This is a genomic window from Nocardioides pelophilus, assembly GCF_014180685.1.
Taxonomy (GTDB): domain Bacteria; phylum Actinomycetota; class Actinomycetes; order Propionibacteriales; family Nocardioidaceae; genus Nocardioides; species Nocardioides pelophilus.
Genome location: NZ_JACEHF010000256.1, coordinates 916 through 3,282, shown reverse-complemented (window position 1 = coordinate 3,282; position 2,367 = coordinate 916). Strand labels below are relative to the sequence as shown.

Genomic DNA, 2,367 nt, shown 5'->3' with positions numbered 1-2,367 from the left:
CGCGGAGACGCTGCGCGCCGGGCGCCTCGCGGGTGCCGACCACCACGACGCGGCGCCCGGCCACGTCGCGATGGGTCAGAGTGACCTGGTCCCTGGTCTCGTCGAAGAACGGGTCGGGGGTCGCGTTCCGGACCGCCGACAGATCCTCCATGCCGGAGAACTCGGCGGGATAGGCGAAGGCCACGCTCCGCGCGAGCGGGACCGTGAAGAAGACCGCGTCCGCGTTGACGCCCCCCGCGGCCTCCGCGACGGCGCGGACGTCGTGCGGTCGCGCGTCCGGCGCCCGTTGGGCCATCGCGATGGGGACGACGGTCACGACCGCGACGACGCCGACCAGGACGGGCAGGCGCCGGGGGAGTGCGCTGGCGCCGATGGTGGCGAGGATCGCCGCTCCCGGGCCTGCGAAGGTGATGTAGCGGGTGTGCACGAGGCCGGCGTCAGTGATCGCGGACGCGATCCCGATCGCCATCGGCAGCGCGACCCAGGTGCCGAGCACCAGCGCCAACGGCCGCTCGTCGGTCCGCCACAGGTGCCACGCTCCGAGTACGGCGAGCGCCAGCAGCCCGCACACGACGAAGGTCCTCGTGTCCACCGGCTGGGCCGGGTAGCTGCCGGCGAACTGGGTGACCACGACCTTGTCCCACGTGTAGTGCAGGTCGGCCAGCCACGACACCTGGGCACGCTGGCCCCAGGCGATCACGGCCAGGGGCGCGACGCCGATGCCGACGCCGGCTGCGGTCGCGGTCCAGGCCCGGCGGTCGTCGGGCCGGCCGAGCACGACGGCGACGCCGTGGGCGACGACGAGGACCGCGAGGTAGAGGTGCCACCAGCACGCGATGAGGCAGACCGCGCCGTAGACCATCCACCGGCGCCGGGTGCCGTGGTAGCACGCCGTGTCGAGCGCGAGCGTCGCCAGCACCGCGAGTGCAGCAGCCCAGGCATAGCCCCGCGCCTCGACCGAGGTCCACGCCAGCCCGGGCAGCAACGCGGTGGCAATGCCGGCCGACACCGCGACGGGGAGCGGCAGGTAGCGGGCGACGAGGACGACCGACGCCGTCGCGGCGACACCGATTCCGAGGGCGCTGAAGGCCCGCACCGCCTCGATCGAGTCGCCGGCGACCGCGGCCCAGGGCCGCAGCACGAAGCCGTACAGACCGTGGACGGCGTCGACCCGCCCGAGCACGTCGTACACCTCGCCGACGGGGCGGCGGAGCAGGCTGAGCGTGATCGCCTCGTCGGTCCAGATCGAGGGGCGACCGGCGCCGAGGAGCCCGAGTGCGGTCGCGACGAGGCCGGTGAGCAGCGCCGCGGTCGGGCGGGAGGTCAGCGTTGGTCCTGCTGTTTGACGACGACCTCGCGGACGATCAGCAGGATCGCCGCGGCCGCCGGGATCGCCATCAGCGCGCCGACCACTCCGAGCAGGGCGGTGCCGATCAACGCCGCGATCACGATCACCGCGCCGGGCAGATCGACGGTCCTGCCCATCACCCGCGGGTAGATCACGTAGTTCTCGATCTGCTGGTAGATCACGTAGAAGATGACCGCGGCGATCCCGCTCTTCACGTCGGTGGCGAAGGCGATCGAGCACACGACGATCGCGCCCAGGGTGGCGCCGATCATCGGGATCACGTCGAGGACGGCCACCACGAAGGCCAGCGCGACGGCGTACTCGCGGACCTCGGTGAACCACAGGAAGATCAGCGAGGTGATGCCGGCGCACAGGGCGACGACGAACGCACCGGAGACGTAGCCGCCGATGTTGTGGATCACCTTGTCGCCCAGCAGGGTGACCCGCTCGCGCCGCGACGCCGGGGCGAGCCGGTAGATCGCGTGGGTCGTGGTCTTGAGCGAGGCCAGGAAGTAGAGCGTCAGCACCACGATGATGAACGCGTTGAAGAGCGCCGAGAGGATCTTCAGCCCGAAGCCGAGCGCGCCACCGAAGAGGGTGGAGATGAAGTCGCCGTCGGTGACGAAGGCCTTGGCCTTGTCGACGATCTCGTACTCGTCGTTGAGCTTCTGGACCCGCTTGTTCTCCTGGAGCTGGTCGAACCAGACGGGGGCGTTGTCGGTGAGAGCCGCGATCTGGTCGGCGATGACCGGCACGATCGCCACGACGAAGAGGGCGAGCATGGCGAGCGCAGCCACGATGACCAGCGCACAGGCGTAGGCGCGCCGGACCCCGCGACGCTCGAGGAACTCGACCGACGGGTTGAGGCCGGCAGCGAGGAAGAAGGCCACCACGACCAGCAGCAGCACGGAGCCGATGCCGAGCAGCGCCTGGAACAGCCAGTACGCGATCAGGACCCCGAGGCCGCCGACGAAGCCGACGTAGAACGGCGACCTCCGGTCGAAGGGGGCGCCCGGCTC

Annotated in this window: 2 protein-coding genes (1 of these 2 only partly in view); both read right to left on the bottom strand. The window is 71.3% G+C overall.

The features are described from left to right. On the bottom strand, positions 1 to 1,183 hold a 1,183-nt coding region (locus tag H0488_RS22475), incomplete at its 3' end, for a glycosyltransferase family 39 protein (RefSeq protein ID WP_220794902.1). A gap of 140 nt (positions 1,184 to 1,323) precedes the next feature. Further along, positions 1,324 to 2,367: the 3' portion of an AI-2E family transporter gene (locus tag H0488_RS22470; protein WP_183101425.1), read on the bottom strand. 105 nt of this gene lie beyond the right edge of the window; only the last 1,044 of its 1,149 coding nucleotides appear in the window; the start codon falls outside the window, past its right edge; its stop codon occupies positions 1,324 to 1,326.